Below are 24,462 nucleotides of genomic sequence, written 5' to 3' on the forward strand. Positions count from 1 at the left end.
AGGAAACCCCACGATATGCAAGCCGTAATGCCCGCGCCCGCTCGCGCCCGCGAAGCATGGATAGACGCTGCCCTGAATCCCCGATCGATCGCGATCATCGGCGCGTCCGACAATCCTGACAAGATAGGCGGCCGCCCGATCAAGTACATGCTGCAGCACAAGTACGCGGGCGCGCTCTATCCGGTGAACGCCGCGCGCGAACAGGTCCAGGGCATCCGCGCCTGGCCGGACATCGCCGCGCTGCCGGAGACGCCCGACATGGCGCTGGTCTGCGTCCCGGGCGCCGCGGCGCTGGAGGCCGTCACCCAGTGCAGCCAGCGCGGTGTCAAGGTCTGCATCGTCATTTCCTCGGGCTTCGGCGAGACGGGGGCCGAAGGCCTGGCCGTGCAGCGCCGGATGGCCGAGGTGGCGGCGGCGTCCGGCATGCGTCTGGTTGGTCCCAACAGCCAGGGTCTGGCGAGCTTCGACAGCAATGCCCTGGCGACCTTCGCCACGTTGCTGGGGGAGGTGCCGCCCCAGGATGGCCCGGTAGCGATCGCCAGCCAGAGCGGCGCCATGAGCATGGTGCCCTACGCGTTGCTGCTGGCCCAGGGCATAGGCGTGCGCTACGCCTTCGCCACGGGCAACGAGGCGGATCTGACCGTGGCGGACTTCGCCTGCGCCGCGGCCGAGGATCCGGCCGTGCGACTCATTCTGCTGTATCTGGAAGACCTTGTGGATCCAGACACGCTGACCGAGGCGGCGCGCCTGGCTCGGCAGCGCGGCATCCCCATGCTCGCGCTCAAGGCCGGCGTTTCGGACCGAGGCCAGGCCGCCGCGCTGTCCCACACCGGCGCGGTGGCCACGGAGGATAAGGTGCTGGACGCCTGGTTCCGGCAGAACGGCATCCTGCGTGTCGCGGAGATGCGCAGCCTGGTGCAGGGCGCGCGCTTGCTGCTCAAGCCGCGGCGGCTGAAAGGCCGCCGCGTGGCGGTCTTGAGCAACTCGGGGGCGGCCTGCGTCATGGGGGCGGACGCCGCTGAGCGGCATGGCTTGGACGTACCACCCCTGCCGGACGACGTCAGGCAGACGATTGCGAAACTGCTGCCCAACTTCGCAAGCGCGCAGAATCCCATCGACCTGACCGCGGCGCTGCTGACGAACAACCGGTTCTTCGGCGATGTGTTGCCGCACCTGGCGGGGGATTGCTGCGACGCCCTGTTCATCAGCCTGCCGATGTCCGGCCAAGGCTACGACGCAGAGCAATTCGCCCGCGATACGGCCGCTTTCCAGGCGGATTCGGGCAAACCGGTGGTGCTTGCCTGCCCGCTGCGGCGGACGCGTGAGGTGTTCGAATCCCACGGCGTTGTCGCCTATGAGCATGACGAAGACGCCATGGCCGCTCTGGGGCAACTGGCTGCCGTGTCCGCCTTGCAATCGGAGGCGGGGCGATTGGCGGAGGCTGGGAGCCGCGCGCGCCATCCGGCCGGCGTCCCCGCCGAGACCACCCGCTTCCTCTCGGAGGCCGATAGCCTGGAGCAGCTAGAGGCCATCGGCATTCCCACGGCGCCATGGCGGCTGTGCAAGACGGACGAAGATGTGCGCCTGGCCATGCGCACCCTGGCCCTGCCCGTCGTCATCAAGGCCTGCTCCGCCGACATCCCGCACAAGTCGGAATACGGGCTGGTCAAGCTGGGCATCGGCGATGCTGACGAGGCCTGCGCCATCGCTGGAGAAATGCGCGCGACCTGCGGCAGGTTGGGCAAGTCCCTCGACGGCATCATCGTGGCGTCGATGGTGCGCGGCCGCCGCGAACTGCTGATCGGCGCGCGCTGGGACGAGAAGTTCGGCAGCGTGCTGCTGGTCGGCGATGGCGGGAAATATGTCGAGGCCATGCCGGATGCCGTTACCCTGGTGCAGCCCTTTGACCTGAGCCACGTCCTGCGGCAGCTTCGGACGCTACGCCTGGCGCCGCTGTTCAAGGAAACGCGGGGCGATCCTCCGTTGCCTGTCGAAGCACTCGCACGGCTCGCCGTCGTCGTCGGCAACTGGGTCCAGGCGGAGAATGGCCGCATAATTTCCGTCGACATCAATCCTCTGATGGCCCAGCCGCACGGCGGCCTGGTGGCCGCCGATGCACTGGTCGAGATCAATGGAAGACAGTAAGCACGACGAGTACTTCATCAACAGCCTGGCCAAAGGGCTGGCGGTGATCCAGGCCTTCAACAACGAGGCGCGCGCGCTGACGCTGTCCGAAGCGGCCGCCCGCACGGGGTTGACCCGCGCCGCGGCCAGGCGCGTGCTGCTCACCCTGGTGGAACTGGGCTTCGCATCCCGCCATGGCGACCGCCATTTCGCCTTGACGCCGCGCGTCCTGGCCCTGGGTTACGCCTATCTGTCTTCCATGCCGTTGTGGAGTTTCGCGGAGCCCGTGCTGGAAGGCCTGGTGGCCGATCTGGGCGAGACGTGCAGCATCGCCGCCATGGACGGCCACCAACTTATCTATGTCGTCCGCATTCCCGTGCACCGGACCTTGGTGCAGGATGTGTCGATAGGCTCCCGGATCCCGCTCTACTGCCACTCGGCAGGACGGGTATTGCTGTCGGGCTATACCCCTGAACAACTGGATGACTATCTGGCTCAGGCGAATCTGCTGCCGCTGACGCGCTACACCAACACGGATCGCGCCTCCCTGCGCGCCATCGTCGGCGACGTCCGCCGGCGGGGGTACGCCTGGACGTCCGGGGAAGTGGAGGAGGGGACGTGCGGACTGTCCGTGCCGATCTTCCAGCAGGGCCGGCTGATCGCCGCCCTGAACGTCAGCCGCATGAGCGCCAAGGCCGCCGAAGAAGACTGGCTCACCCGCTACCTGCCCAGCCTGAAACGTGCCGCGGCCCAACTGAGCAGCGCCCTTTCCGTGGAAAAGGCGCCCAAGATCATCCGAAAACTCGCCGACGATGCGGGGCATCAGCATGCAGAATAATTCCTTCCAGGCGCTGGCCCCCCTCTCGCTCGCCGGCCTTCCCTTGCGCAACCGCCTCGCGGTGGCGCCGATGTCCCGCATGCAAGGCTCCCCCGAGGGCCTTCCTTCCCCGGACTGCGCGGCGTATTACGCCCGCTACGCCCGGCACGGGGCTGCGCTGGTCATCACCGAGGCGTTGTACACCGATGAAATCGCGAGCCGCGCCTATTTCAACCAGCCCGGCCTGTCCGTGGACCGTCACGCCGATGCCTGGCGGCCGGTGACGGATGCCGTTCATGCCGAAGGGGCGAAGATATTCGCCCAACTGCAGCACGCAGGGCGGCTGGCCGAACCGGGGCTGAATGGCCTGGTTCTGGGCGCCACGGGCAGACCCGCCGCGGGCAATACATGGCAGACGGAAAGCCCCAACCCGGTGCCGCGCGCCGCGACGGAAGACGACTTGGAGCGGATCGTCTCGGGATTCGCCGACGCGGCCCGTCGGGCCGCCGCCGCCGGCTTCGACGGCATCGAACTGCATGGCGCGCGCGGCTATCTGATCCACGAATCCCTGAATGACGACAACGACCGCGGCGACGGGTGGGGAGGCGCGCTCGACGGACGCATGCGTCTCGCTACGCGCATTCTTGCGGCCGTCAAGGCGGCGTCCGGGGGATTGCCGGTCGGCTTCAACTACTCCATGTATTCCATGGATGATTATGGGTACAAGCCGGGCGCAGGCGTCGTGGAGCTTGAAGCGCTTTTCCGAGGTCTGCGCCGGGCTGGCGCGGACATACTGCACATCAGCACGCGCAGGACACTGCGGCCTGAGCCATGGGGCGAGACCCTGGCCCGGACCGCGGCGCGCTGCGCACCGGGTCCCTTGATTGCCGGTGGGGGGCTGACGACGCTCGACGATTGCGAACAGGTGTTCGCTTTGTCGGAGAGCACGATAGTGGCGCTGGCACGGCCTTTCCTCGCGAACCCGGACTGGATAAGGCGGTCGCTGGCGGGCGAGCCGCTCCGTGCTTATGTGCCTGGCATGGAGCGCGCTGCCCTGATGGCCTGATGCAGCGTGCTATCAAAAAAGGGGGCAAACGCTCAGTAGGTCTGTCACGGGCGGCATCGAGCATGCCGGTCCTCGTCAAGCTTGCGGCGTCCTCGACCGCAGCGACCGGACGATGCCCGCGGCCCGGTCCAGGCCATCAGCGAACTGCCGTTGTTCATCGGCGCTGAACTGGCTCAGGAATACCTCGGCAACCGTGGACTCATAGACTTTCCACATTTTCTTGCGCAGCGCTCGCCCCTCCTTGGTGATGGAGACGTACGACGCGCGCCCGTCTTCCGCCGAGCGGCTGCGCGTGACCAGGCCTTCCTGTTCCAGACGGTCGACCAGCCGCGTCAGGTTGTAGCGCTCTATGGCCAACGTATCGGCCAGCTCATGCATGCGCCGCGTTCCCTCCTGTCCACTCTCCAGCCCCCACAGCGCGTCGTACCAGGCATAAGCCGGAAGTTTTGCCGCGGCCAGACGGCTCTCTACCTCGCGAATGACCAGGCGATGGGTACGCACGAAGGAAAACCAAAGGTCCGTACCGGCAGTCGTCATGGCAAAGTCCTCTCCGTTCAAGTTGCGTTTGCAATTCTAGACCACCGCACTACAATTGCAATTACAACGATTGCAATTGCAATTCTAAAAGAGAACGATGCGTGACTGCGCCGCGCCTGACCGCCTGGATGGCTGATGACAGCCCGCTTCGACACTTCGTCTTTTGTCTGGAGAACCGCGTTGAATCACCCCTATGAATGGGTCGATGTCGATCCTCAGGAAACCCTTGAGTGGCTGGAAGCCCTGGCGGCAGTGGATGCGGTGGAGGGCCGTCCGCGCGCGCATTACCTGATCGACCAATTGGCCGAATCCGATGCCGCGCGGCATGGAGACCCGCACGTCCGGATCAACACCGCTTACGTCAACACGATCCCGCTGGCGCGCCAACCCGCCTACCCCGGCGAACTCGACATCGAGCAGCGCCTGAACGCCTACATCCGCTGGAACGCCATGGTCATGGTGCTGCGCGCGGGCAAGCACTCCAACGTCGGCGGCCACATTGCCACCTACCAATCGGCCGCGGTGCTCTACGACGTGGGGTTCAATCACTTTTTCCGCGGCCGCAGCGAGACGTTCGGCGGAGACATGGTCTATATCCAGGGCCATTCCGCGCCCGGCATCTATGCGCGCGCCTATCTGGAAGGCCGGATCACCGAATCGCAATTGGACAATTTCCGTCGGGAGGCAGGCGGCGAGGGGCTGTCGTCCTATCCTCATCCCCGCCTGATGCCGGACTTCTGGCAGTTCCCCACGGTTTCAATGGGCCTCGGCCCGCTGACCGCCGCCTATCAGGCCAGGTTCATGCGTTATCTCGAATACCGCGGGCTGCTGGAGCATCAGGGCCGCAAGGTATGGGCCTTCCTGGGCGATGGCGAGATGGACCAGCCGGAGTCGTTGGCGGCCATTTCCGTCGCCGGACGCGAGCGGCTCGACAATCTGATATTCGTCGTGAACTGCAATTTGCAACGGCTGGACGGACCGGTCCGCGGCAATGCCAAGATCGTGCAGGAACTCGAAGCCACATTCCTGGCCGCGGGCTGGAATGTCATCAAGGTGCTGTGGGCCAGCGGCTGGGACGATCTGCTGGCGCGCGATGACAGCGGTCGTTTGCGTCAGCGAATGATGGAATGCGTGGACGGCGAATACCAGACCTTCAAATCCCAGAACGGCGCCTATGTGCGGGAACACTTCTTCGGCAAGTACCCGGAATTGCTGGCGTTGGTCGCGCACCTGTCGGACGATCAGATATGGGCGCTGACACGCGGCGGCCACGATCCGGAAAAGGTCTACGCGGCTTATGCACGGGCGGTCGGCACCAAGGGCCGGCCGACGGTGATATTGGCCAAGACGGTCAAGGGGTACGGCATGGGCGAGGCCGGCGAGGGCCAGAACATCAATCACCAGTTGAAGAAGATGAGCGCCGACGCGGTGCGAGCCTTCCGCGACCGCTTCTCGTTGCCGGTCCGCGACGATCAGTTGGAGGAGATGCCCTATCTGAAACCCGAGCCCGGCAGCGAGGAAGCCCGGTATTTCGCGCGGCGCCGCGCCACGCTGGGCGGTTATGTCCCGGCCCGTTCGGGGAAAGTGGCGCCGCTGCCGATCCCGCCGTTGAGCGCCTTTTCCGCGCAGCTCAAGGACAGCGGCGAGCGCGGCGTATCGACCACCATGTCTTTCGTGCGCATCCTCGCGACGCTGCTCAAGGACCCCACCTTGGGCAAGCTGATCATCCCTATCGTGCCCGACGAATCGCGCACCTTCGGCATGGAAGGCCTGTTCCGCCAGATCGGCATCCATTCCTACCTGGGACAACTTTATACGCCCCAGGATGCAGGACAATTGAGCTATTACAAGGAAGCCAAGGACGGCCAGATATTGCAGGAAGGCATCAACGAGGCCGGCGCGATCGCCTCGTGGATCGCGGCGGGAACGGCCTACAGCAATCATGGCCTGCCGGCCATTCCCTTCTACATTTTCTATTCGATGTTCGGCTTGCAGCGGGTGGGCGATCTGGCCTGGGCCGCCGGCGACGCGCGCACACGCGGCTTCCTGCTGGGCGCCACGTCGGGCCGTACGACCCTGATGGGTGAGGGCTTGCAGCACGATGACGGCCACAGCCATGTGCTGTCCTCCGTCATCCCGAACTGCATTTCCTACGATCCCACCTATGCCTACGAGCTTGCCGTCATCATTCAGGATGGCCTGCGCCGCATGTACGCGGAACAGGAAGATATCTATTACTACATCACCCTGCTCAATGAGAATTACCCGAACCCGGCGCTCCCCGAAGGCAGCGAAGCGGGCATTCTCAAGGGGTTGTACCTGCTGCGCGATGGCGGCAAGCATCAGGAGCAACCGAGATCCGGCGACACGCCTCATGTCCAGTTGATGGGAAGCGGCGCCATCCTGCGCGAAGTGATCGCCGCGGCGGAACTGCTGGCTCAGGATTTCGGCGTCTCCAGCGATGTCTGGAGCGCGACCAGCCTCACCGAGTTGCGCCGGGACGGATTGGCCGCGGAACGCTGGAATATGCTGCATGCCGAGGACGAGCCGCGTGTGCCGTATGTGCAGCAATGCCTGGCGGGCCGGAGGGGCCCGGTCGTGGTGGCTACCGACTATATGAAGATCGTCGGCGACCAGATCCGGCCTTTCGTCGATGACCGGCGATTCTTCAGCCTGGGCACCGATGGTTACGGCCGTTCGGATACGCGCGAATCACTACGCGCCTTCTTCGAGGTGGATCGTCATTTCATCGTATTGGCAGCGCTCAAGGCGCTGGCCAGCGATGGAGAGATTCCGCGTTCCAAGGTGACGGAGGCGATCCGTCGCTATGGGATCGACACGGAGAAGCTCGATCCCACGACGGTCTAGCGCGCCGCGAATGCCGGAAAGGGGACTCAATCCAGCCGGCGCCATATCGAGATCGGCACGTCTCCGTTAGGCCGCGGCGTTACGCGGTAGCTCAGGGTCTTCCCATTCAATTCATAGCTTCTTTTCTGCTCCTCTCCCTCCCAGTTCGGAAAAGACGCGCTTTGGATGTGGAAGACCAAGGTGCCTTTGGACGAATCGACGCTGACGGTTCCAAAGTGCGTACTGGACCCCATGACGGCCGCCTTGTATTCAACCGGCGTAGCCGCCCCCTTGTCGGGCGACGCGAAACGCGGACGTTCCGACTTGAAGATCTGCAGCGAATAGCGTCCCTGGGCGTCCACGATCAATAATCCCTTGGGTGCGGCGCCGTAGTCGCGGCCCCTCGACCCGTCGGGATGCTGGACGTCCGCGGCAACCAAGGTCCACGTTCCTGCGATGGATGAGGCGGCGTTCGATGTTTTGGCGAGCGCATCTTCTGCCGATAATGAAGCCGTCGCGAGCAGGACACCGACGATACCGAGCTTGATCAATGAAGGTTGACGCATACTTTCTCCGGGAAAAGACGATGAATACGCCTGTGCACCTGACGCCGGGTTGAAGCATCGATGTGCCAGGCATGAGCGCAAGCGTTCGATGCTTGCGGCATTGAATGATAGGTATCGGGCAGGGGAGGTGGATGCGATAATTCAGCACCCTTGATTCAGAAAAACCGCATCGTGGCCTTACCGAATCTTGATATGGATGCCTTGCGCACCTTCCTGGCCGCCCACAAGACGGGCAGCCTGATCCGCGCCGCGGACCAGATCGGCCGATCCCAGTCGGCCGTCAGCCAGCAGATGCGAAAGTTGGAGACCCAGGTCGGGCAGTCGCTCTTCCAGCGGCATGGCCGCGGCTTGATCCTGACGGATGCCGGCGAGCAAGTCCTTTCCTATGCCCGCCGCATTCTTGAACTCAATGATGAAGTGATTCGGGCCTTGCGTAGCGCATCGATCGAAGGCAGCGTGCGCTTCGGTCTTCCCGGCGACTTCGCGGAGACCTGGCTGCCTGCCGCGCTGGGAGAGTTCAAGAAAGCGCACGCGGCAGTGCGCGTGGAGGTATCCGTCGAAGGGAACGGCGCCTTGCTGGAGCGATTGGACCGCGGCGAACTCGATCTCGTCCTGGCAATGGGCCACCGGACCCGTGCGGACGCCGAACACATCGCAACCTTGCCGATGACGTGGATTGGCTCGGCCGACAGCGAGATCGTGATAAAGCCAGGCCGTCCCCTGGACCTGGCACTGTACAAACCTCCCTGCTTCTTTCGCCGCGCCGGGCTGGCGGCCTTGGACGATGCCAACATCGCGTGGCGGCTGGCGTATAGCACCGCCAGCCTGAGCAGTCTTTGGTCAGGCGTGGCGGCGGGGCTGGGCATTACCTTGAGAACCGGTGCCGGTTTGCCTCCCACATTGAGGCGGCTCGACGAGCGGGACGGCCTGCCGTCTCTGCCGGTCGTCGACCTGTGTCTGCACGGCGGGGGCCGGGAGAACACGCCCGCGCTGGCACGCTTGCGAGAAGTGGTGATCGAGAGCGCCCTGGCAAATTTGCCGTCGTGATCGCCGTGAATCTATGGGCGCTGTCCCAACGCGAACGACACCGCGGCGTCCACGTGTATGTCCACGGAATCGAAACCGGGTAGCGGAAGCGCGTCGACTTGCAGGATCATGCCGATTTCGGTGCAGCCGAAGATCACGGAATCGGCGCCCCGGGCCCGCGCTTTCTCGATGAAGGCGATCAACTTGGCGCGCGAGCTATCCAGGACATTCCCCCGGCTCAGCTCGTCGAAGATGATGCCGTTCAGCACCGCTCTGTCATTCTCGTCGGGGACGAGGATCTCGATCCCGTGGGACTGCATGCGCGTTTGATAGAAACCGTCTTCCATCGTGTAGCGCGTAGCCAGGAGCAAGGGCTTTGCATAGCCCGCCGACCGCAAGGTACGCGCCGTTTCGTCGACGATGTGGATGAACGGCAGCGGCGTAGCCTGCGCAACCGTATCCGCGACCAGGTGCATGGTCACGGCGCAGATCATGACGCAATCCGCGCCGCCATCGCGCAGTTGCTCCGCCACGCGGGCCAGATAGCGCGCCGCATCGTCCCAGCGGCCCGCCTTCTGCATATCGACGATGTCCTGGAAGTTCACGGAGGCAAGCAATATGTCAGCCGAATTCAAGCCGCCGAGCGCGCGGGCAACGGCTTCGTTGATCTTGCGGTAGTAGATCGCCGAGCCTTCGAAACTCATCCCGCCGATCAAACCGATTCTCTTCAGATTCATGCTGGTTTCCTGACATCTGGACGAAGGCAATTTTATTCGCGACACGGACATCGCGATGGCGATGCTTGAGCCCGGGTTTGATTGCATATACAATCATTGTAATTGCAATCCTACGGCCGCAAGGAGGATTGCGCAAGTTTCCTTGCATGATGGCGCCATGCGCCGGTTCCGCCTCGCGCCGATCTCGCGCATGAGCACAGGCGAGGCGCTTTATGGAAGAACGGCATGCGTGTCCTGAATATCATCTCTTCTCCTCGCCGCGAGAACTCGGCGTCGATTGCCGTCGCCGATGCCTTTATCGCCGCATACCGAACTACCGATCGCACGATCGAGGTGGATACGCTGAACGTCTGGGACGAGGATCTGCCGGACTTCGACAGCGAAGCCATCGGCGCGAAATACAAGGGCGTGTCGAAAGCGCCGCTGAACGACACGGAGTCGGCGGTGTGGGGGCGGATACAGTCCCTCGTCAAGCGTTTTCAGGCAGCGGATCGGATCGTCATCGGCGTGCCGATGTGGAATTTCGGCTACCCGTACAAGCTCAAGCAACTGATCGATCTGGTGAGCCAGCGGAACATGCTGTTCACTTTCGACGGCAAGAACTACGGCTCGATGCTCGATATTCCCCGGGCCCTGGTCATTCACGTTCGGGGGCAGAGTGGCGAGTCAGGCATGGCTATCGACAATCCCGGGTTCACGTATCAGGCCGATTACATTGCGTTCTGGCTGAAGTTCATCGGCGTGGGCGAGGTTAGAACCCTGGTGATTGAACACACCTGGAACGCCGCCAGGGCGCCGGAAGCCATCGAGCGGGGAAGATCCGCGGCCATCGCCATGGCCGCGGCGTTCTGATGCTGGAAAGTGCCGGCGCCAGCATGTCAGGGGGCGGAGCAAGCGGTCCTATCGCGCCCGTCCTCTACCGTTTGGCCGGGTGGGGCCGGAGGCATCCAGCATCGCCAGCGCGGGCCGCACGAGCCCCCGCAGTAATTCAGGTTCGGGACGGGCGCGCGCGAGCACGCGCAACCCCATCAGCAGGCCCAGCAGCATGCGGGCGAGGTCTTCGGCCGGTTGCCGGTCGTTGATTTCACCGCTGTCCTGGCCCGCCCTGACGCAGCGTAGGAAGAACGCTTCCATGTCGCGCAGGACGTCCTTCAATGCGTCGCGGAACTCCGGATCGTGCGGGGCCAGTTCCAGCGCCGAATTCACGATCATGCAACCCTTGCGCTGCTCGTCGGCCAGCGACAACGCGATGATCTCGTTGAAAAAGGCGTCAATGGCCGCGCGCGGCGCGAGCTGTGTCTCGAATCGCTTGACTCGGTCGCAGAACCCGCGCTGTACGTAGTGGTCCAGCGCCTTTTTGTACAGCAGCCGCTTGTCACCGAAGGCGTTGTACAGGCTGGGCCCCGAAATGGACATGGCATCGGCCAGGTCGCGCACGGAGGTCGCTTCGTATCCCCGCGCCCAGAAACACTGGATCGCGGCGTCGAGCGCGGCGGCTTCGTCAAACTCCTTCGGGCGTGCCATCGTGGTTCCTCGTTGCGCGCGGGCGCATCACAGCGCGCTGTGATCCTTCACCGCGGCCTCGAGCGCGCTCTTGAGGCTCAGGAATCGTGCATCCACCGCGGCGGGGTCGGTGCGGTTGAGCGCGATCATCTGCGCTCGCGCCTCGCCGCCGCGGATCACCTCGAACGCATCCGTCTCGATGCCCGCGACGATGGCCGCCGCCACCGCTTCGGCCGGCTCGCGCGAGAACCCCAGTTCCGGCCCCGCGCGGTTCGAGCGCATCATCGGCGTGTCCGTCCCGCCGGGGTAGGCGGTCAGCACGTGGATGCCTTCGCCCTTGAGCTCGCGCCGCAACGCTTCGCCGAAATGCGCCAGGCCGGCTTTCACCGCGGCGTAAGTGGCATAGAACGGGGCGCTCACCAGGGCAATACCCGACGCAATGTTCACCACCATGGCGTCGCCGCTGGTCCGCAGCGCGCCCAGGGTGGATTGCGTGAGCAGGATAGGCGCGAGCAGATCGACCGCCACCATCTGCTCGATATCGGCCGGTGACGTGCGTTCCAGCCGGCCTGCCCGCACGCCGCCCGCATTGTTGACGAGGAGGTCCAGGCCTCCCAGCCATTTCAGGGCCTCTTCGAGCGTAGCGGTACGCCCTTCGGCAGTGCTCACGTCCGCGCATGCCGCGGCAGCCGATGGCAGGCGGCGCAAGGCGTCGTCGAGCGCGGCTTGACGCCGGCCAGTGATGAAGACCTTGGCGCCGCGCGCGATCAGCGCCTGCGCCAATGCGAAGCCGATGCCGCTGGATCCGCCGGTGATAAGGACGCGCTTGCCTTGCAGTTGCATGTCAGGCTCCTTTCCCGGCGGCAGGAGGATAGTTGGAGGGGAACAGCGCGCGCTTGGTCTCTTCGTCGTTGACCGTCTTGAACGCATGGCGCTTCGCAAGCGCCCGCGCACGCGCGACGGCCGGCCGGGCGTCCACGCCGGCGAACCAGCGCTGCAATTCGGGAAACGGCGCCAGTGGCGTGTCCGCGCCCTTGCGCACGCGGGAGGCGCGGTCGATCCAGCCCCAGGCCGAGATGTCGGCGATGGTGTACTGATCGCCCACGATGAAGTCATGGCCCGCCAGGTGATCGTTCAGAACCTGGTAGTGCCGATCGGCTTCGCGACGGTAGCGGTTGACCGCATAGTCCAGTCCCTCGGGCGCCGCATACTGGAAATGCACGGCTTGCCCCGAGAAGGGACCCAGTCCGGACGCGATGAAAAGCAACCAGGACAACAGTTCGGGGCGATCTTCGGGTCTGCCGAGCAACAGCCCCGACTTCTCCGCCAGGTAGATCAGGATCGCCGTCGAGTCGAACACCCTGGCCTCCCGGCCGCCGGGGCCATCGGTGTCGATGATGGCCGGTACCTTGCCGTTGGGATTGATGGCGCGAAATGCCGCCGTGTGCTGCTCGCCCTTGCTCGTGTCGACCGGTATGGCCTCATAGGGCATGCCGGTCTCTTCGAGAAAGAGCGCGACCTTTGCGGGGTTGGGCGTCGGATGGAAATAGAACTGGATCATGATGGAAGCCTCGTCGCGGGGGGAGTCGATGGAGACGATTCAGTTGCGGGCGCGGGGGATGACCTGCGGCCGACCCAGGCGAAACCGCATGGCCGCCGGAGGGGCGGGACGCGGCGGGTGACAACCATTCTATATCGATCGTTCTAAAATGGACAAGGCGCACCGGCCCGGAGGCCGGTTGGTTATTTCATCGTGGCGATGGAAGCCGCATCGGTGCGATGGGGAAGCGCTGCCGGCGCGGCAAACTGGACCGGGAGTGCCACGCCCGGAATCATTCCTTTTCTTCTTGACCGGCCGAACGCCCACTCAGTCCAGCACCGCCTCCGCCTCTATCAGGATCAGCCATTCCGGCAACGCCAGCCCGGCGACGACGATCCACGAGGATGGCGGGGGATTGGCGGGAAAGCGCCGATGCAGTTCGCCGGCGACCTGTCCCACGTCTTCACGGACCGTCTCGCACAGGTACAGCCGCAGCAGGACGAGCTGGTCCATCGTGCCGCCCGCGGCGGCCAGGACGCGTTCGACGTTGGCGAGCGCGGCCTCGGTCTGGCCTTGCAGGCCGGTGTCGACAGTGCGTCCATGGACGTCGACGGCGGCCTGGCCGGATACGATCACGCGGCGGGCGCCGGTGGCGATGCATCCCTGGCTATAGCCGTATTGCGCCGTGTCCAACACGGTGTCGGGGTTCACGAGTATCCTGCCCATGGCTTTCTCCATCAATCGCCCAGTTCCTGGAAGGCGTGGCCATTGGCCTCCAGCTCCCGGAGAATATCGGGCGGTAGTTCGCTCTGCCACACGTGGCCTGAAAACTGCCACTGTTTCGCATCCGCCAGGTCCGGCAGTCCCGCTGCCTTGCGGACGTACAGCCCGAGGGTGGGCTTGGCGAGATTGATATAGAAGTCGAATTCCTGCTGGGTTGGGCTTTGTTGCATGATGCGCCTCCTTCCGATGTCCGGGCATCCAGGCCTTCGCGCCGCTCACGCGCCAAGGTTGTCCTAAGGGTTGTGCGACGGCTCGGCGTCCTTCGCGTCCGCCGAATCCCGCGGTTTGGTCCCGCGTGCCTTCGACTTCTTTGCCTTGGCCGCATCGCCGGCGGGAGCCGGGGCCGCCTCTTCCGGCGCCGGGGGCTTTGCCACCGGCGTCAGGGTGACGCGGTTCGATGCCTTGTCGAAGGCCACGTCCACCGTATCGCCGGACTTGATCTTGTCACCCAGGATCTCCTTGGCCAACCGGGTTTCCAGCTCCTGGCGGATCTGGCGCTTGAGCTCACGCGCGCCGAATTCGGGCTGGTAGCCCACGTCCGCCAGATGATCGACCAAGCCATCCTGGATCTTGAGGGCAATGTCCTGCGCTGCCGCGGTCCGCACCACCCTTTGCAACTGGATCTGGACGATGGCGCGTATGTTTTCGCGCGACAGGCTGTGGAAGACGATCACCTCGTCGATGCGGTTCAGGAACTCGGGGCGGAAGTGTCCTTTCAGCACGCCCATGAGCTTTTCGCGGATGTCCTTTTCGGAGGCGCGATTCTTCTCGGTCTTTTCCAGGTTGTCCATGATGATGGACGCGCCGAGATTGCTGGTCGCGATGATGATGGTGTTGCTGAAGTCGACCACGCGCCCCTTGCCGTCGGTCAGCCGGCCGTCGTCGAAGACCTGCAGCAGCACGTTGTTCACGTCCGGATGCGCCTTCTCTATTTCGTCCAGCAGGATCACGCTGTAGGGGCGGCGGCGCACGCGCTCGGTCAACTGGCCGCCTTCGTCGTAGCCCACGTAGCCCGGCGGCGCGCCGATCAGCCGCGCCACGGCATGCCGCTCCATGTATTCGGACATGTCGATGCGCACGACCGCCTGTTCGTCGCCGAACACGGATTCCGCCAGCGCCTTGGCCAGTTCGGTCTTGCCCACGCCGGTCGGGCCCAGGAACAGGAAGGTGGCGATGGGCCGATTCGCCTGGCCCAGCCCCGCGCGCGACAGGCGCACCGCGTCGCTGACCGCGACGACGGCCTCGTCCTGGCCGACCACGCGCTCGCGCAGCTTGTCTTCCATCTGCACGAGCTTCTGGCGTTCTTCCTGGGTCAGTTCGGTCACGGGAATGCCGGTGAGGCGCGACACGACTTCGGCGATCGAGGCGACCGTGACTTCCAGCGTCTCCGAGCCGGTCTTGCGCTGCCAGGCCTCGGTCTGCTCGTCCAGGCGCGCCTGTTTTTCCTTGATGCGCTCTTCGAAGCCCTTGGCCTCGTCGAAGCGCTTGCGTGACGAGGCATAGTCCTGCTCGCGCTTGAGCTGGGCGATTTCCGCCTCCAGCTCCTGCATGTCCGCCGGCCGCGAGGTCGACTGGATCCTGACGCGCGCGGCCGCCTGGTCGACCAGGTCGATTGCCTTGTCGGGCAGATAGCGGGACGTGATGTAGCGGTCGGACAGCTCGGCGGCCGCGGTGAAGGCGTCGTCGGCGAAGGTGACCTGGTGGTGCGCTTCCAGTTTGTCGCGCAGGCCGCGCAGGATGACGATGGTCTGTTCCACGGTCGGCTCGGGCACCAGCACCGGCTGGAAGCGCCGTTCGAGCGCCGCGTCCTTCTCGATGTGCTTCTGGTATTCGTTGAGCGTGGTGGCGCCGATCAGGCTCAGCTCGCCGCGCGCCAGTGCGGGCTTGAGCACGTTGGCGATATCCAGGCCGCCTTCGCCGCCGCCTTGCCCCGCGCCCACGATCGTATGCAGCTCGTCGATGAAGACGATCAGCTCGCTCTGCTTGGCGGTGATCTCGTCGATCAGTTGCTTGGCGCGTTCCTCGAACTCGCCGCGGTACTTGGCCCCGGCCACCATGGAATTGATGTTGATCTCCACCAGGCGCTTGCCGCGCAGGTTCTCGGGCACGTCGTCGTTGACGATGCGCTGCGCCAGGCCTTCCACGATGGCGGTCTTGCCGACGCCGGGCTCCCCGATCAGCACCGGGTTGTTCTTCTTGCGCCGGGCCAGGACCTCGATGGTGCTTTCGATTTCCTGCGCGCGGCCCAGCACGGGATCGAGCTTGCCCTGCCGCGCCATTGCGGTCAGGTCGCGGCCGAACTTGTCTAGCGTGGGAGTGCCCGTCGGGGTGTCGACCCGGCCGTCCTCGGCGCCCTTGCCGACGACCTTGACGACCTTCTGGCGCAAGGCTTCCGGCGTGACGCCGTATTTCTTGAGCAGCGCGCCGGCGATGCTGTCGGGCACCGAGGCCAGCCCGATGAGCACGTGCTCCGGGCCGACATAGGAGTGACCCAGCTCGTTCGAGGCCTGGAAGGCATACTGGAAGGCCTTTTTCAGGCGCGGCGACACCTTCAACTGGTCCGCCGAGACTGCCTTGCCGGCATCGCCTTTCTTCGCGTGCTCGTCGATATAGGCCTTGATATCCTGCGGCGCGAGTTTCAATTCCTTGAGCAGCGCGGAGACGACGTCGGTGTCGGCGAGCACGTACAGGACGTGCTCGGTATCGAGCTCCGTGCGATGCATCTCGACGGCCTTTTCCGCCGCGCGTTGCAGCAGTTCCAGCGTCTGCTGGCTGAACGCGTCGGTCACGTCCACGGACTCCCTGGGCACGGACGCCGACAGGTCCGGCTCGGCCGCGCCGCCGAATCCGCCGAGCAGTCCCGGCAAGTTTCCGCCCAGCAAGGAATCGAATGGATTCAGCATGCTTTGGTGGCGCATCAACTGGCGGTAGTGATAGTCGCAGATGGCCATCGTCTTGCGCTCGCCATCCTGCACCACCGTCACCTGGGCCACCGCGGGCCGGGCATTACATATTTCGCAGAGAGCAGCCATGATCAGTCCGTCCTTCCAGAAGGTAAGGGGTAGGCGCCGGCCAAGCCATGCGGGATACGATTCGGGCTCGTTTCCGTCAGGGCGTCGATATTCGCGAGGCGTCCGGCGAGGATCGCGAAGGCCCCGCCCCGGTCCCGGCTTCGCCAGGGGCCGTCGCGGGGGTGGATGACGAGACGGCTTCGGGCGTCACGTCATCGAGGAACGAGGTGGTCGGTACAAAGTACAGCGATCCGGTGACGGCCCGACTGACGTCGAGCAAGCGGTCGTAGTTGCCGGGCGGGTTGCCGACGAACATGTTCTCGAGCATCCGCTCGATGCGCGCCGGAGACCGGGCATAGCCGATGAAGTAGGTGCCGGCCTCGCCCGTGCCGATATCGCCGAAAGGCATGTTGTCGCGCAGGATCTGCAATTGCTCGCCGTTCTCTTCGATATTGGTGAGCACATTGTGCGCGTAGCTGGGCTTGTCCTCTTCAGCCAGCTCGATGTCCGAGAGTTTATTCCTGCCGACGATCTTTTCCTGGTGTTCGACCGGGATCGTGTTCCATTTGGCGAGGTCGTGCAGATATTTCTGGACGATGACATAGCTGCCGCCGGTGAAGGCAGCATCTTCATCGCCGATCAGGGTGGCGTCGACGGCGGCCTGGTCCACCGGATTCTCCGTTCCGTCGACGAAGCCCAGCAGATCGCGATCGTCGAAGTACTTGAACCCCTGTACCGTGTCGGCCACCGTCGCGGCGCCGGCAAGGCGCTTCATGATGTTGGCGCCGAGTTCGTAGCACAGGTCCATGCGCGCGGCGCGGATGTGGAACATCAGGTCGCCCGGGGTGGCGGGGGCATGATGGACGCCGCGGATCTCCTTGAAGGGATGCAGGTCCTTCGGCCGCGGCGCGCCGAAGAGGCGGTCCCAGGCCGCGGAGCCGATTCCCAGCACACAGGAGAGCCTGCCGCCGGTCGCGCGAAAACCGACGCCTCGGACCAGCGAGGAGAGATCGGCACAGAGCCCGCGCACGGCGGTCTCCGCGGCCGTGCCGGCGTCGATGGTCACGACCAGGAAGATGGCGGCGCTCGTCAGTTTGGTGTCGACGGCTTGGGATGCGATGGAAGGCACTCGGGCTCCTTGAATGGACGTTACGTCGGAATGGCTTTCCGGGCAGGATATCCCGCTTTGGGCGCCGGATACAGGGGATATGGAAGCTTTGCCGGGGGGGCCTCCGTGGGGCCGCGGAAAGGTTGCGGCCCTCTTGAAAAAAGCCCCCACGCCGCGCGGCTTGCGCCGCTTGCTGCCCCCCGAGGGGGCGTTTTTACCTTGGGGCGGCCCGGCGGTAAAAAAGAAGGATGCCGCCCGCGGCCCGGCCAGGTCTAATCGTTTTCTCGAAACTCTTGATAATCTACGGTTATCAAACTTTCCGGGCCAGCGCCTGGTTGAGGATGGCCTCCAGATCCAATTGGCTTGCGATCTGCCAGGCGGCCTGGGATAGGGCGGGCTGCGCGTCGCGGCGTAGCCGGACGAGGCACACGTTCTCGGCGTGTTCGGGAGTGATCAGGTGCGCCCGGAGACCGGCGCCTTCGTACTGGGTCGGCAGGGCGCTCAAGGGCATGATGCTGAAAGCCCGGCCGCTCAGGCATTCGACCAGCAGCACGCGCAGGTCGTTGGTCTGCAGCACCACGCGCGGGGTGACCTCCAGGGCGTCGAAAAGGCCGTCCAGGGTCTGGCGGTTCTGCATGTCCGGGCTGAGCAGGCACAGCGGGAGCTGAGCGACTTCCGCCCAATCCAACTGGTGCGGCAGGGAGGCCTGCTCGCTGGCGATCAGGACATAGCGCTCCGAGAACAGCGGCATTACGTCGTAGTTGCCGTCATTGGCGACCGACCGGTCATAGAGGATGCCCAGTTGGATGTCCTGGGCTTTCAGGCGGCGAAGAATTTCCGGGGTGCTGAGGGAGGTGACCTCCAGCGTCAACTGCGGCAGGATTTCGCGGTACTCCGCGCTGAGCAGCGTGGCGGCGTGGTTGGCGGTGGGAATCACGCCGATGGCCAGGTGGCCGCGCGGCACGCTGCGCACCAGGTCGGCTTCCTGCCGCAGGCCTTCCAGGGAGGCGAGAACCTGCCGGACCCACTGGATGACGCGTTCGCCCTCCGGCGTGATCCCTTCGAAGGTCCGGTTGCGCTTGACGATGGTGATGCCGAGCTCGCGCTCCAGCTCCCGTATGCCGTTGGACAGCGCCGGCTGCGACACATGGCAGCTTTCCGCGGCACGGCCGAAGTGCCGGTGCTTGTCCAATGCAATGAGATAGGTGAGCTGGCGGATGAACATTCACGGCCTCGGCATGTCGGGTGGGCGTTCGTACTTTTTGCCGAATTCTACGGTTGCCAAAAATTATCTTAATATGGATAATTATCATAGCTTAGATAATTTTGGATGATGCGATGAAGCTCACCGACCTGTGGCATTTTCCCCGGCCCACGCTGGCGCGCTCGTATCTCGCGGCGCTGGACTCGGGGATCGTGTCTTCCCTGACGATTTTTGCCCCTCGCCGTACCGGAAAGACCGCGTTCCTGCGGCATGACCTGACGCCCGCGGCGCAGGAAGCGGGTTACCTGGTCGTCTATGTCGATCTGTGGCAGACGCGGCAAACGCCTGGCGCGGCCTTGCTGCATTCGTTGGAGACGGCCCAGGCGCCAAGCATGCTGGCCGGCAAGTTGAAATCCCGGCTGACGCCTTCGATCAAAGCCATCAAGGGCAAGGCCTCGATGGGACCCGGTGCGGTGGAAGGAAGCATCGAGTTGGGGGATGCGAAGGCCAAGGATGCTACCGAAATGGCGCTGCGGCTGGACGATCTGCTGGGTCGACTGACCGCTATCCAACCGATTTTGCTGCTGATCGATGAAGCCCAGTCCCTGGGACGAAGCGGAGAGGGCGAGGATGTGGCCCGGGCGCTGCGGACCGCCCTGACCAAATACAGCAAGAGCCTGCGCCTGGTTTTTACCGGCTCGTCCCGTACCCAGCTCGGCCATGTGTTCACGGACACCAGGGCTCCCCTGTATTCCGCGGCCCACCCATTGCAGGACTTTCCCCTGCTGGACGACGGCTTCGTCGCCTTCGTCGTCGACAAGTTCTCGGCGTCTACCGGCCGCACGCTGGATGTGGACCGCAGCCGGGTCGCATTCGAGCAATTCCACCGTCGCCCCGAGCCGCTGCTTGAAGTGGCCGTCACGCTGATGATGCAGCCGGGGATGGATTTCGATGATGCGGTCGCGCTCCAGCTAGAAAAGCTGGCGAAGGCGGAGAATCATGCGTCGACCTGGGAAAGGCTGAGCGCGTTGGAGCGACTGTTGATCAAGGAGTTCGCGCGCAACCCTGCCGCGAAACCTTTCACGCGTAGCGCGCTGGCAGCGTTCAACAAGCAATTGGGTGTTGAAACGCTCGGCACGTCCCAACTGCAAAAAGCGTTGGGACGCCTGGACGAGAAAGACATCGTCTCGAAGTCTCCTCGCGGCGTCTACGAGTTCGAGAACGAGAATTTCGCCGCATGGGTACGGAACCTGGCCGACGCGCCCTGAAATTGCCGAGCTTGGTCAGGCAGCGGCGCGGCGTTGGGTGGGGGATTTCATGGGGTCCTTGGCCACGGCGGGGGCGGTTTCGGGCATGGTCAGCGCGCAGGCCGTGGAGATTATGCCGAGTGCGGAGAACATGAGCGCGGGGCCGATCCAGCCGAACGCGCCGTAGACGGCGGTGGCGGCGATGGGCAGCAGGCCCGCGACCACGGACGCGCCGTTGTAGCCGAGGGAGATGCCGGACGAACGGACATTGGCGGGAAACTGCTCCGAGAACCAGCTCGACTCGACGGCGAAGATCGGGTCATGCGAGAGCAGCAGCGAGAGCGCCACGGCGACGATCACCATGACGCCGGCCCCCGTGTTGATCAGCATGAACATCGGGATGCCGAACAGGATCGTGAAGATCGAACCCAGCAGGAACACCGGACGGCGGCCGATCTTGTCCGACACCGCGCCATAGACGAGATGGCTGATCAGGCCGATCGCCGAGCCGATCAACGTTCCCCACAGGATCTGCTTGGTCGTGGAAACGTGCGCGAGCGCGACATACGACAGCATGAAACTGGTGGTGAGGTAGTAGCCGCCGGTTTCGGCCATGCGCAGTCCCATGATCTTCAGGATGGCGCGCCAATCGGTGCGGATCACTTCCAGCGCCGGCTGCCTCACGATCTTGTTTTCCGCCTTGACTGCCTCGAATGCCGGCGATTCCGCGACGGAGAGCCGGATGAAGATGCCGATGCCCACCATCACGATGGAGACCAGGAAGGGAACGCGCCAGATCCAGTTTCCCTCGAACAGTTCGGCCGATGCGAGGAAGGCGCCGTTGGCGAGCAGCAAGCCCAGCGGAATGCCCAGTTGAGGCACCGCGCCGAAGAAGCCGCGGCGGTTTTCCGGCGCGTGTTCGCACGCCATCAGCACCGCGCCACCCCATTCGGCGCCGAAGCCGATGCCCTGGACCATGCGCAGGATGATCAGGCCGATGGGCGCGAGAATGCCCGCCTGTTCATAGGTGGGCAGGGCGCCTATCAGCACCGTTGCGATGCCCATGGCGACGAGTGACCAGAACAGCACGGCCTTGCGGCCGAACTTGTCGCCGAAATGACCGGCCAGGTAGCCGCCGAACGGACGCATCAGGAAGCCGACGGCGAGCGTGGCGAACGAGGCCAGAATGCCGACCAGCGGGTTGTCGGTGTGGAAAAAGATCTTGCCGAAAAATGCGGCGGCGGCCGTCCCGTAGATGAAGAAGTCATAGCTTTCGACGGCCGATCCTATCATCGACGCGAACGCGACTTTCAACGGTTTGCCGTCCGCGGCGGGGGCGTGTGCTTGCGTGTTCATGAGTAAGTCTCCTTTCTTATATTTGCGCTATCCGGGATCCGGGATCCGCGATTCGCTTCGTGCGGCCCGGTTGAACCGGAGGCCGGGCGGCTTGCCCGGCGACGGTTTTCGGCCGGACGGAAAATCTCCGCCGGTGCGCGAACCGTGCAAGGCGTCGCCCCGACAAGGGGGCGACACCCATGCGATGCGATCCGGCGGATCGCTTATTTCCAGGTTTCGATGACGCGGCTGTCGTCGCGGAGACCCAGCCCCGCGTTCGCTGCCTCGTGATACCGTGCGTTGGCCAGCGCCAGCAGCGGCACGTCGGCGCCGCAACTGGCCGCGGCGCTTGCCACCAGGTCGCTGTCTTTCACGAAGATGTTGATCGCGCTGGTGACTTCGACGTCCGTGCCCTTCAGCATGCGCGGACCGCGATCCGACAGCATCCACGAGCCGGCCGCGCCTTTCTCGACCAGTTCCAGCACGTTGGCCGGATCCAGGCCGAGCGAGCGGGCGAGGTTCAGCGCTTCCGCGGCGGCCACGATGTGCACCGAGCACAAATGCTGGTTCACGACCTTGATGGCCTGGCCGTCGCCCAGGTTCTCGCCCACGATGCGGACGGCGCCCATTGCTTCTAGCACCGGGCGCACGGCTTCGATCTCGGCGCCCGCGCCGGAAGCGAAGATGACCAGTTGGCCCGTTTTCGCGCGCGCCACGCCGCCGGTGACCGGCGCGTCCACCACGACGGCGCCTGCCTTGCGCAGACGGTCGCCTTGTTCGCGGATGCTGTCCGGACCGACCGTCGACATGACGATCCAGCGCTGTCCCTTGACCGTGCCCTCCACGCTGTCCAAGAGCGAGGCAAGTTGCCCCGGCGTGGCGACCATTGCCACGACGATATCGGCGCGCGGCGCGCCGGCGAATGAGTCCGCGGCCGGCAGGTCCTGCTGTTTTGCGGCGGCGAGCGCGTTCGGCGAGAGGTCGACGCCCGTTACGATGTGACCCGCGTCCCGGATGCGCAATGCCATCGGCAGGCCGATCGCACCGATCCCAATGAAAGTGACGTTCATGTTGCGTCCTACCCGATCCATTGTTTGATGTTTTCAACCATGACCGCGCTCGAGATTCCATAGCGGTCATGCAGCGTCGGCAGCGCGCCCGCGTCGAGGAAGCGGTCGGGCAGGGCGATCTGGCGGAATTCGGGCGTCACGCGGGCGCGCATCAGCGTGCTGGCCACGGCTTCCCCGAGGCCGCCGACCGCGCTATGGTTTTCCGCGACGATCACGAGGCGGCCCGGCTTGCTGCATTGCTCGATGATCGTGGCTTCGTCGAGCGGCTTGATGGTCGGCACGTGCAGCACGCCGACGCTTGCCGAGCCGTCGTCCAGCAGCTTCGCGGTTTCCAGGGCGCGCATCGTCATGATGCCGCTCGAAATGACGAGTACGTCCTTGCCGTCGCGCAGCAGCTTCGCCTTGCCGAGCTCGAACGTGTAGTCGTAGTCGTCCAGCACCGCCGGCACCTTGCCGCGCAGCAGGCGCATGTACACCGGACCATCGTGCGCGGCGATGGCGCCCACGGCCTGTTCGGTGTCGATGGCATCGCACGGATCCACGATGGTCATGCCCGGAATGCCGCGCATCATCGCGATGTCTTCCGTGGCCTGGTGGCTGGGCCCGTAGCCGGTGGTCAGGCCCGGAAGCGCCGCGCAGATCTTCACGTTCAGATGTTCTTCGGCGATCACCTGGTGAATGAAGTCGTACGCGCGGCGCGTGGCGAACACGGCGTACGTCGTGGCGAACGGGATGAAGCCTTCCTTCGCCATGCCGCCCGCCGCGCCCATGAGCAGTTGCTCGGCCATGCCCATCTGGAAGAAGCGCTGCGGATGCGCTTGCGCGAAGATATGAAGGTCCGTGTATTTCGAAAGATCCGCCGTCATGCCGACGATATTCCGGCGCACGTCCGCTTCGGCCGCGAGCGCGTGCCCGAACGGCGCGGGTTGCGTGCGCTGGCCTTCGCCGGCGATCGACGCGATCATCGCCGAGGTCGTGAGACGCGGCTTTTTTTCCATCGTTTTTTCGATCGCGTTGCTCATCGTGCTGCTCCTTGTGTTGCTCCGTGCGCTGCGCCTTGCGCCTGCTTTTCCGCATGCAGCCGGTCGAGGACGTCGATCGCGTGCTGCCATTCGTCCGCCTCGACACGAATGAAGTGGTTCTTCTCGCGGGTTTCGAGGAAGGGCACGCCCTTGCCCATCAGCGTGTCGCACAGGATCACGCGGGGTTTGGCTTGCGCGAGACGACGGCAGCGGTCGAAGGCTTCGACCACTGTGGGCAGGTCGTTGCCGTCGACGCGTTCCACGTGCCAGCCGAACGACGCCCATTTGTCCGCGAGCGGCTCGAAACCCAGCACTTCGTGGGAGACGCCGTCGGCCTGCTGGCGGTTGATGTCGACGATGGCGATGAGGTTGCCCAGCTTGTGATGGGCGGCGGACATGGCGGCTTCCCAGGTCGCGCCTTCGTCGAGTTCGCCGTCCGACATCGAGTTGTAGACGAACGCGGGATTGTTCTTCAGGCGCAGGCCCAGCGCCACGCCGACGGCGATCGTCAGGCCCTGGCCGAGCGAACCGCCGGACATTTCCATGCCGGGCGTATAGGTGGCCATGCCGGACATCGGCAGGCGGCTGTCGTCCGAACCGTAGGTTTCCAGTTCTTCTTCGGGGATGATCTTCGCTTCGATCAGCGCGGCATAGAACGCGATGGCGTAGTGGCCGTGCGAGAGCAGGAAGCGGTCGCGGCCTTCCCATTCGGGCTCGTCCGGGCGGAAGGTCATGGCGTGGGCGTAAGCCGTGGCGAGTACGTCCGCGTAGCCTAGCGCCTGGCCGATGTAGCCCTGGCCTTGCACTTCGCCCATCCGGAGCGCGTAGCGGCGGATGCGGTATGCGGCGTCGGCGAGTTTCGCCAGTGTCGAGCCAGCCTGGGGACTGGCTTCGAGAGTCGTTGTCATGGTCGTTTCCT

Annotated in this window: 22 protein-coding genes; 7 read left to right on the forward strand and 15 right to left on the reverse strand. The window is 64.7% G+C overall.

From position 1 onward, the window contains the following. Positions 1-15 precede the first annotated feature (15 nt). From CAL29_RS07000 to CAL29_RS07010, 3 genes are read left to right on the forward strand one after another with little or no spacing between them, the layout of a single operon-like run. On the forward strand, positions 16-2,145 hold the full coding sequence (locus CAL29_RS07000; RefSeq protein WP_094852185.1) for an acetate--CoA ligase family protein: 2,130 nt from the start codon (positions 16-18) through the stop codon (positions 2,143-2,145). Beyond that, positions 2,132-2,962 (forward strand): IclR family transcriptional regulator domain-containing protein, encoded by an 831-nt coding sequence (locus tag CAL29_RS07005; protein WP_094852186.1) that lies wholly within the window; start codon positions 2,132-2,134, stop codon positions 2,960-2,962. Before CAL29_RS07000 ends, CAL29_RS07005 begins: the two co-directional genes overlap by 14 nt. Then, entirely contained in the window at positions 2,952-4,007 is a 1,056-nt protein-coding gene (locus tag CAL29_RS07010) for an NADH:flavin oxidoreductase (RefSeq protein ID WP_094852770.1), read from the forward strand. Before CAL29_RS07005 ends, CAL29_RS07010 begins: the two co-directional genes overlap by 11 nt. Before the next feature lie 75 nt (positions 4,008-4,082). Here the strand turns inward: CAL29_RS07010 and CAL29_RS07015 are convergent, their stop codons facing one another. Beyond that, positions 4,083-4,544 (reverse strand): MarR family winged helix-turn-helix transcriptional regulator, encoded by a 462-nt coding sequence (locus tag CAL29_RS07015; RefSeq protein ID WP_094852187.1) that lies wholly within the window; start codon positions 4,542-4,544, stop codon positions 4,083-4,085. A gap of 180 nt (positions 4,545-4,724) precedes the next feature. Between CAL29_RS07015 and aceE the strand changes: the two genes are divergently transcribed. Next, a complete protein-coding gene (gene aceE / locus CAL29_RS07020; RefSeq protein ID WP_256977238.1) occupies positions 4,725-7,412 on the forward strand; it encodes a pyruvate dehydrogenase (acetyl-transferring), homodimeric type in 2,688 nt (895 codons plus the stop codon). A gap of 26 nt (positions 7,413-7,438) precedes the next feature. Here aceE and CAL29_RS07025 read toward each other — a convergent pair whose 3' ends face one another. After that, the gene (locus CAL29_RS07025) at positions 7,439-7,957 is read right to left on the reverse strand and encodes a lipocalin-like domain-containing protein (protein ID WP_094852189.1); all 519 of its coding nucleotides are present in this window, start codon (positions 7,955-7,957) and stop codon (positions 7,439-7,441) included. Between the two features lie 192 nt (positions 7,958-8,149). On the opposite strand from CAL29_RS07025, the gene CAL29_RS07030 reads away from it, so the two are divergent. Beyond that, the gene (locus tag CAL29_RS07030) at positions 8,150-9,004 is read left to right on the forward strand and encodes a LysR substrate-binding domain-containing protein (protein WP_094852190.1); all 855 of its coding nucleotides are present in this window, start codon (positions 8,150-8,152) and stop codon (positions 9,002-9,004) included. Between the two features lie 11 nt (positions 9,005-9,015). On the opposite strand, the gene CAL29_RS07035 is transcribed toward CAL29_RS07030, so the two are convergent. Continuing rightward, positions 9,016-9,720 (reverse strand): aspartate/glutamate racemase family protein, encoded by a 705-nt coding sequence (locus CAL29_RS07035; protein WP_094852191.1) that lies wholly within the window; start codon positions 9,718-9,720, stop codon positions 9,016-9,018. A 225-nt stretch (positions 9,721-9,945) separates the two neighbouring features. On the opposite strand from CAL29_RS07035, the gene CAL29_RS07040 reads away from it, so the two are divergent. Next, entirely contained in the window at positions 9,946-10,572 is a 627-nt protein-coding gene (locus CAL29_RS07040; protein WP_094852192.1) for an FMN-dependent NADH-azoreductase, read from the forward strand. Between the two features lie 48 nt (positions 10,573-10,620). Here the strand turns inward: CAL29_RS07040 and CAL29_RS07045 are convergent, their stop codons facing one another. The 8 genes from CAL29_RS07045 to CAL29_RS07080 all read right to left on the reverse strand — a co-directional run bounded on the left by CAL29_RS07045 (position 10,621) and on the right by CAL29_RS07080 (position 18,890). Then, positions 10,621-11,244: a TetR/AcrR family transcriptional regulator gene (locus CAL29_RS07045; protein WP_094852193.1), complete on the reverse strand. Its 624-nt coding sequence runs from the start codon at positions 11,242-11,244 to the stop codon at positions 10,621-10,623. 27 nt (positions 11,245-11,271) lie between these two features. Further along, a complete protein-coding gene (locus tag CAL29_RS07050) occupies positions 11,272-12,066 on the reverse strand; it encodes an SDR family NAD(P)-dependent oxidoreductase (protein WP_094852194.1) in 795 nt (264 codons plus the stop codon). Between the two features lies 1 nt (position 12,067). Next, the gene (locus tag CAL29_RS07055; protein WP_094852195.1) at positions 12,068-12,784 is read right to left on the reverse strand and encodes a glutathione S-transferase family protein; all 717 of its coding nucleotides are present in this window, start codon (positions 12,782-12,784) and stop codon (positions 12,068-12,070) included. Between the two features lie 306 nt (positions 12,785-13,090). After that, positions 13,091-13,489 carry a RidA family protein gene (locus CAL29_RS07060; protein WP_094852771.1) on the reverse strand — a complete coding sequence of 133 codons (399 nt, stop codon included), beginning with the start codon at positions 13,487-13,489 and terminating at the stop codon, positions 13,091-13,093. Positions 13,490-13,500: 11 nt separating this feature from the next. After that, on the reverse strand, positions 13,501-13,716 hold the full coding sequence (locus CAL29_RS07065; protein ID WP_094852196.1) for a hypothetical protein: 216 nt from the start codon (positions 13,714-13,716) through the stop codon (positions 13,501-13,503). A 63-nt stretch (positions 13,717-13,779) separates the two neighbouring features. Next, a complete protein-coding gene (locus CAL29_RS07070; RefSeq protein ID WP_094852197.1) occupies positions 13,780-16,578 on the reverse strand; it encodes an ATP-dependent Clp protease ATP-binding subunit in 2,799 nt (932 codons plus the stop codon). A 76-nt stretch (positions 16,579-16,654) separates the two neighbouring features. Beyond that, positions 16,655-17,686: a Dyp-type peroxidase gene (locus tag CAL29_RS07075; protein WP_094852198.1), complete on the reverse strand. Its 1,032-nt coding sequence runs from the start codon at positions 17,684-17,686 to the stop codon at positions 16,655-16,657. 289 nt (positions 17,687-17,975) lie between these two features. Further along, the gene (locus tag CAL29_RS07080) at positions 17,976-18,890 is read right to left on the reverse strand and encodes a LysR family transcriptional regulator (RefSeq protein ID WP_094852199.1); all 915 of its coding nucleotides are present in this window, start codon (positions 18,888-18,890) and stop codon (positions 17,976-17,978) included. A gap of 113 nt (positions 18,891-19,003) precedes the next feature. On the opposite strand from CAL29_RS07080, the gene CAL29_RS07085 reads away from it, so the two are divergent. Further along, a complete protein-coding gene (locus tag CAL29_RS07085; RefSeq protein ID WP_094852200.1) occupies positions 19,004-20,137 on the forward strand; it encodes a hypothetical protein in 1,134 nt (377 codons plus the stop codon). Between the two features lie 15 nt (positions 20,138-20,152). Here CAL29_RS07085 and CAL29_RS07090 read toward each other — a convergent pair whose 3' ends face one another. From CAL29_RS07090 to CAL29_RS07105, 4 genes are all read right to left on the reverse strand, one after another. Then, the gene (locus CAL29_RS07090) at positions 20,153-21,472 is read right to left on the reverse strand and encodes an MFS transporter (protein ID WP_094852201.1); all 1,320 of its coding nucleotides are present in this window, start codon (positions 21,470-21,472) and stop codon (positions 20,153-20,155) included. 203 nt (positions 21,473-21,675) lie between these two features. Next, positions 21,676-22,521, reverse strand: a complete 846-nt coding sequence (locus CAL29_RS07095) for an NAD(P)-dependent oxidoreductase (protein WP_094852202.1) — start codon at positions 22,519-22,521, stop codon at positions 21,676-21,678. An 8-nt stretch (positions 22,522-22,529) separates the two neighbouring features. Then, positions 22,530-23,543, reverse strand: a complete 1,014-nt coding sequence (locus tag CAL29_RS07100; protein ID WP_094852203.1) for a transketolase family protein — start codon at positions 23,541-23,543, stop codon at positions 22,530-22,532. Beyond that, positions 23,540-24,451 carry a transketolase gene (locus CAL29_RS07105; protein WP_094852204.1) on the reverse strand — a complete coding sequence of 304 codons (912 nt, stop codon included), beginning with the start codon at positions 24,449-24,451 and terminating at the stop codon, positions 23,540-23,542. Before CAL29_RS07105 ends, CAL29_RS07100 begins: the two co-directional genes overlap by 4 nt. Between the last annotated feature and the right edge of the window lie 11 nt (positions 24,452-24,462).

Origin of the sequence: Bordetella genomosp. 10 (genome assembly GCF_002261225.1) — a bacterium.
Taxonomy (GTDB): Bacteria; Pseudomonadota; Gammaproteobacteria; order Burkholderiales; family Burkholderiaceae_B; genus Bordetella_C.